Origin of the sequence: Comamonas sp. (genome assembly GCF_036666375.1) — a bacterium.
Lineage (GTDB): Bacteria > Pseudomonadota > Gammaproteobacteria > Burkholderiales > Burkholderiaceae_C > Comamonas.
Genome location: NZ_JAVWWA010000186.1, coordinates 1 through 5,075 on the forward strand (window position 1 = coordinate 1; position 5,075 = coordinate 5,075).

General features: G+C 63.3%; 5 protein-coding genes. 2 read left to right on the forward strand and 3 right to left on the reverse strand.

Annotated features, from left to right (window positions below; all coding sequences use genetic code 11):
* Positions 1–128: 128 nt before the first annotated feature.
* The 3 genes from RR928_RS24165 to RR928_RS24175 all read right to left on the reverse strand — a co-directional run bounded on the left by RR928_RS24165 (position 129) and on the right by RR928_RS24175 (position 3,185).
* Complete coding sequence (locus RR928_RS24165) at positions 129–1,943, reverse strand: PhoH family protein (RefSeq protein ID WP_332684596.1); 1,815 nt, start codon at positions 1,941–1,943, stop codon at positions 129–131.
* Positions 1,944–2,109: 166 nt separating this feature from the next.
* The gene (locus tag RR928_RS24170; protein WP_332537286.1) at positions 2,110–2,598 is read right to left on the reverse strand and encodes a peroxiredoxin; all 489 of its coding nucleotides are present in this window, start codon (positions 2,596–2,598) and stop codon (positions 2,110–2,112) included.
* 218 nt (positions 2,599–2,816) lie between these two features.
* Complete coding sequence (locus tag RR928_RS24175; RefSeq protein WP_332537287.1) at positions 2,817–3,185, reverse strand: Mth938-like domain-containing protein; 369 nt, start codon at positions 3,183–3,185, stop codon at positions 2,817–2,819.
* A gap of 151 nt (positions 3,186–3,336) precedes the next feature.
* Here RR928_RS24175 and RR928_RS24180 point away from each other — a divergent pair, with 151 nt between their 5' ends.
* Together RR928_RS24180 and RR928_RS24185 are read left to right on the forward strand one after the other, a co-directional pair.
* A complete protein-coding gene (locus RR928_RS24180) occupies positions 3,337–4,566 on the forward strand; it encodes a pyridoxal phosphate-dependent aminotransferase (RefSeq protein WP_332537289.1) in 1,230 nt (409 codons plus the stop codon).
* Between the two features lie 55 nt (positions 4,567–4,621).
* Positions 4,622–5,075 (forward strand): Gfo/Idh/MocA family oxidoreductase (locus tag RR928_RS24185; RefSeq protein WP_332684600.1); only part of this gene is annotated, 454 nt, incomplete at its 3' end.

Below are 5,075 nucleotides of genomic sequence, written 5' to 3' on the forward strand. Positions count from 1 at the left end.
GCTTCTTCGGCCGCGGCGTCCTTCTTGCGCAGCAGGCCCTTGGCGGCCTTGACCACCTGGGGCGTGGCTTCGATGACATCGCCCCAGGGAACGAGCTTCAGTGCGGTGATCCAGCTGATCGCCATGGCTTAGAGCACCTCGCTGGCGAAGTCGGCCAGACGCGAGCGCTCGCCGCGCGCCAGCGTGATGTGGCCGCTGTGCGGCCAGCCCTTGAAGCGGTCCACCGAGTAGGTCAGGCCCGAAGAGCCTTCGGTGAGGTACGGGGTGTCGATCTGCGCCAGGTTGCCCATGCAGATGATCTTCGTGCCCGGGCCGGCGCGTGTGATCAGCGTCTTCATCTGCTTGGGCGTGAGGTTCTGCGCCTCGTCGAGGATCAGATACTTGTTGAGGAAGGTGCGCCCGCGCATGAAGTTCATGCTCTTGATCTTGATGCGGCTGCGGATCAGCTCGTTGGTCGCGGCGCGGCCCCATTCGCCGGCATTGCCGCCGTCGCCCTTGGCCAGGAACTCGAGGTTGTCGTCGAGCGCTCCCATCCAGGGGCCCATCTTTTCCTCTTCGGTGCCCGGCAGGAAGCCTATGTCCTCGCCCACGCTCACCGTGGCGCGCGTCATGATGATCTCGGTGTAGCGGCGTTCGTCGAGCACCTGGGTCAGGCCCGCGGCCAGCGCCATCAGCGTCTTGCCGGTGCCGGCCGTGCCGGTCAGCGTCACGAGGTCGATTTCCGGGTCCATCAGCAGGTTCATCGCGAAGTTCTGCTCGCGGTTGCGCGTGGTCACGCCCCAGACCGCGTTCTTCGCATGGCCATAGTCGCGCAAGGTCTTGAGCACCGCCGTGCGGTCGCGGATCTCGGTCACGCGCAGGAACAGGCTGGGCTCGCCCGGCGCTTCGTAGTAGACGAACTGGTTGATCATGAACTGGCCGACGATGGCGCCCGTGACCCGATAGCAGGTGTAGGGGCCTTCGTTCCAGCTTTCCATGCCCTTGCCGGCCTTGGTCCAGAAATCCTGCGGCAGCGGCATCAGGCCGGAGTACAGCAGGTCGCCGTCCTCGAGCACCTTGTCGTTCTGGTAGTCCTCTGCGGCCAGGCCCAGCGCGCGCGCCTTGACGCGCATGTTGATGTCCTTGGACACCAGCACCACGTCGCGGCCTTTGCGCTGCTGGCGCAGCGCTTCGACCACGCCCAGGATCTGGTTGTCGGCCTTGCCCTGGGGCAGGCTGGTGGGCAGCGTGCATTCCAGCGCTTCGGTCTGGAAGAACAGCTGGCCGGTGGCGCTGCGGTGGCCCGAGGCGGACAGGCCCAGGCCCTTGTCGAGGCTGGTCTCGCCCTGGGCGGCGACCAGCGCGTCAAGGCTGCGGCTGACCTGGCGGCCATTGCGCGCGACTTCGGTCATGCCCTTCTTGTGTGCATCGAGCTCCTCGAGCACCACCATCGGCAGGAAGATGTCATGTTCCTCGAAGCGGAACAGGCTGGTCGGGTCGTGCAGCAGCACATTGGTGTCGAGCACGAACAGCGTGGTGTTGTCCGAGCGCGACTTGCGCTTGCTGACCTTGGTGGCGACCACGGGTGCCGGGGCTGGCGCGGTCGGCGCCGCGGCCACCGGAGCCTTGGCCTTGGCCTCGATGGCCGGGGCTGGCGCGCTGTCGCGCTTGGCACGGCGCGCGCGCGCTGCAGGGGGCGCCACCGCAGCGGGTGCGGAAGCGGCCACCGGAGCCGCAGGCGTGCGCACTGTGGTTTCCACCTGGATCATGGGGGCGTCGGCATCCACGCTGGCGCTGCGCCGGCGTGCCGGGGCGGCGGGGGCAACCGCGGCAACCACCTCGGGGAGGTCGTCGAAGTCGTCGTCAGCAATGTTCGGGCGCGTGTCCTTGCGCTGTGCGACTACGCTGAAAGCTTCGGCAGGGAGAGTGGCCGCGCGGCGGCTGGGTGCAGGAGGCAGTGGCATATTCGGCAGGCCCAATCAAAAAACAGCGGAACAAAAAGCACAAAGCCGCCACGGAGACCGGGGCGGCTTGGGATTGGAAACACAGGATGAAACGAAGCTCAGGAGCATCGTTCCATTATGCATACCTCTGTGACAGACAGAGGCATTCAGGGGCAGCGGCGGAAAATCAGGCCGCTTCCTTCTTCAGCGACTTCAAGGACTTGACGGCCTTGAGCACTTCCTCGACATGGCCGGGCACCTTGAGGCCGCGCCATTCCTGGTGCAGGATGCCGTCGGCATCGATCAGGAAGGTGCTGCGCTCGATGCCCTTGACCTTCTTGCCGTACATGATCTTGTTCTTGACCACGCCGAACATGTGGCACATCTTTTCTTCGGTGTCGGCGATGAGTTCGAAGGGCAGCTCGAGCTTTTCCTTGAAATCATCATGGGATTTCATGTTGTCGCGCGACACACCGAAGACAGCGGCACCGGCTTTGACAAAATCCTTGTATTTATCCCGAAACTGCATCGCTTCGGTGGTACAACCGGGCGTATTGTCTTTAGGATAGAAGTAGAGAATCACAATCTGGCCGTTGTGGGAGGTGTTGGACACCTTGAGCCCGCCGGTTGCATTGGCTTCGAATTCAGGGAGTGGTTTGTTGACAACGATCGCCATGCGCTTCTATCTCTCGGGTGTAGTCGTTGAATAGTTGAGGGCAAAGGTCTGTTATTGCTTTGGTGCAACCCCCAACCGCAGCCGTGTATTTTACCCTGAATTGATTTACAGCGTCTAAACACAACCCTTGAGGCGTCGTTGTGCGGGCTTGCCGCGCCTGCAGCGCAAATACTGCCCTGTGGTTTTGACCACGTCGGGCGCATTTCTTTTCGCTGGAACTACTCCAGCAGCAATGCCGCGACCACGTTTCTGCCTTCTCCGGCGAGGATGTTGTAGGTGCGGCAGGCGGCCTGCGTGTCCATGGTCTCGAGGCCGATTCCCTTGGCCATCAGCGGCTGCAGCCAGGCGGGCGACACGAAGCGGTTGCGTGTGCCGCTGCCAAACAGCACCAGCTCCGCGGGAATTTCGGCCAGCGCGGCGAAGTGCGCGGGCGTCAGATCCTCGAAACGCTGGCAGTTCCAGTCCTGGCGCAGTCCCTGCGCGCTGATGATCAGGCTGTGGCTGAATTTCTCCTGCTCGATGGCGATCCAGCCGGGGCCATAGCCGCGTATGGTCTGTGCTTCGGAGCGGTCGGGTTGGAATTTCATGCTGCGCTCGGTTGTGGCTGCTCGGGCAGCCGGCGTGAAAAGTGCATGCCCATGGGCACGATGGTGCAGTGCGGAACTGTGGTCAAATTATAGGTTTCACCAGGGGGTCTTTGCCCTTTGGCGTGTTCTGCAGTAACTACTCCCTACCAGCATGAAGACCGTCCTCAAATCCGCCAAACTTGCCAACGTCTGCTATGACATCCGCGGGCCCATCATGGACGCGGCCAAGCAGATGGAGGAAGACGGCCACAAGATCATCAAGCTCAACATCGGCAATCTGGCGGTGTTCGGCTTCGATGCGCCCGAGGAAATCCAGCAGGACATGATCCGCAATCTGCCCAATTCCGCGGGCTATTCGGACAGCAAGGGCATTTTCGCGGCGCGCAAGGCGGTGATGCACGAGACCCAGCACCAGGGCATCAAGGGCGTGACGCTCGACGACATCTACCTGGGCAACGGCGCGTCCGAGCTGATCGTGATGGCCACCAACGCGCTGCTCGACAACGGCGACGAACTGCTGCTGCCCGCGCCCGACTATCCGCTGTGGACGGCGGCGGCGAGCCTGTCGGGCGGAACGCCCGTGCACTACATCTGCGACGAAGCCAACGGCTGGATGCCCGACCTCGACGACATCCGCGCCAAGGTCACGCCGCGCACCAAGGGCATCGTGGTCATCAACCCGAACAATCCCACGGGCGCGCTGTACTCGACCGAACTGCTCAAGGGCATCGTCGAGATCGCGCGCGAGCATGGCCTGGTGATCTTTGCCGACGAGGTCTACGACAAGGTGCTCTACGACGGCGCCAAGCATGTGCCGCTGGCCAGCCTGTCGACCGATGTGCTGACGCTGACGTTCAATTCGCTGTCCAAGGCCTACCGTTCGTGCGGCTACCGCGCGGGCTGGCTCGTGGTGTCGGGCGACAAGAAGCCCGCACGCGACTACATCGAAGGCCTGAACATGCTGTCGAACATGCGGCTGTGCGCCAACGTTCCCGGCCAGTGGGCCGTGCAGACGGCGCTGGGCGGCCACCAGAGCATCGACGACCTGGTGTGCGCGGGCGGGCGGCTGCGCGTGCAGCGCGACCTCGCGCATGAACTGATCACCGCAATTCCGGGCGTCAGCTGCGTCAAGCCCCAGGCCGCCTTGTACATGTTCCCCAAGCTCGATCCCGTGATCTATCCGATCAAGGACGACCAGCAGTTCTTCCTCGAAATGCTGCAGGAGACCAAGGTCATGCTGGTGCAGGGTACGGGCTTCAACTGGCCCGAGCCCGATCACTTCCGCATTGTTTTCCTGCCGCACGAGGCCGACCTGCGCGAAGCGATCCGCCGCGTGGCCGTGTTCCTCGAAAAGGCGCGCCTGCGTTTCGGCACGAACTGATTCACTGCTTTCCCCCTGCTGCGCACCGCAGCGTTTTTTGACTGGCAATTTGTATATGAAACCGATCCAAGTAGGCCTTCTGGGCATTGGCACCGTGGGTAGCGGCACTTTCAACGTGTTGCAGCGCAATCAGGGCGAGATTCGCCGCCGCGCAGGTCGCGGGATTGAAATTACCATGGTGGCCGACTTGGACACAGAGCGCGCCAAGAGCGTGGTCGGTGACGCGGTCCGCGTGGTCGGCGACGCGCGCGAAGTCATTGCCAATCCCGACATCGACGTCGTGGTCGAGCTGATCGGCGGCTACGGCATCGCCAAGCAGCTGGTGCTCGAAGCGATTGCCGCGGGCAAGCATGTGGTCACGGCCAACAAGGCGCTGCTGGCGGTGCACGGCACGGAAATCTTCCAGGCCGCGGCCGACAAGGGCGTGATGGTGGCCTATGAAGCCGCGGTCGCGGGTGGCATTCCCATCATCAAGGCGCTGCGCGAAGGCCTGACCGCCAACTCCATCC

Bases quoted from the DNA above. Each gene is read 5' to 3' on its own strand.
- RR928_RS24165 (WP_332684596.1), bottom strand. From the start codon at position 1,943: ATGCCACTGCCTCCTGCACCCAGCCGCCGCGCGGCCACTCTCCCTGCC.
- RR928_RS24170 (WP_332537286.1), bottom strand. From the start codon at position 2,598: ATGGCGATCGTTGTCAACAAACCACTCCCTGAATTCGAAGCCAATGCA.
- RR928_RS24175 (WP_332537287.1), bottom strand. From the start codon at position 3,185: ATGAAATTCCAACCCGACCGCTCCGAAGCACAGACCATACGCGGCTAT.
- RR928_RS24180 (WP_332537289.1), top strand. From the start codon at position 3,337: ATGAAGACCGTCCTCAAATCCGCCAAACTTGCCAACGTCTGCTATGAC.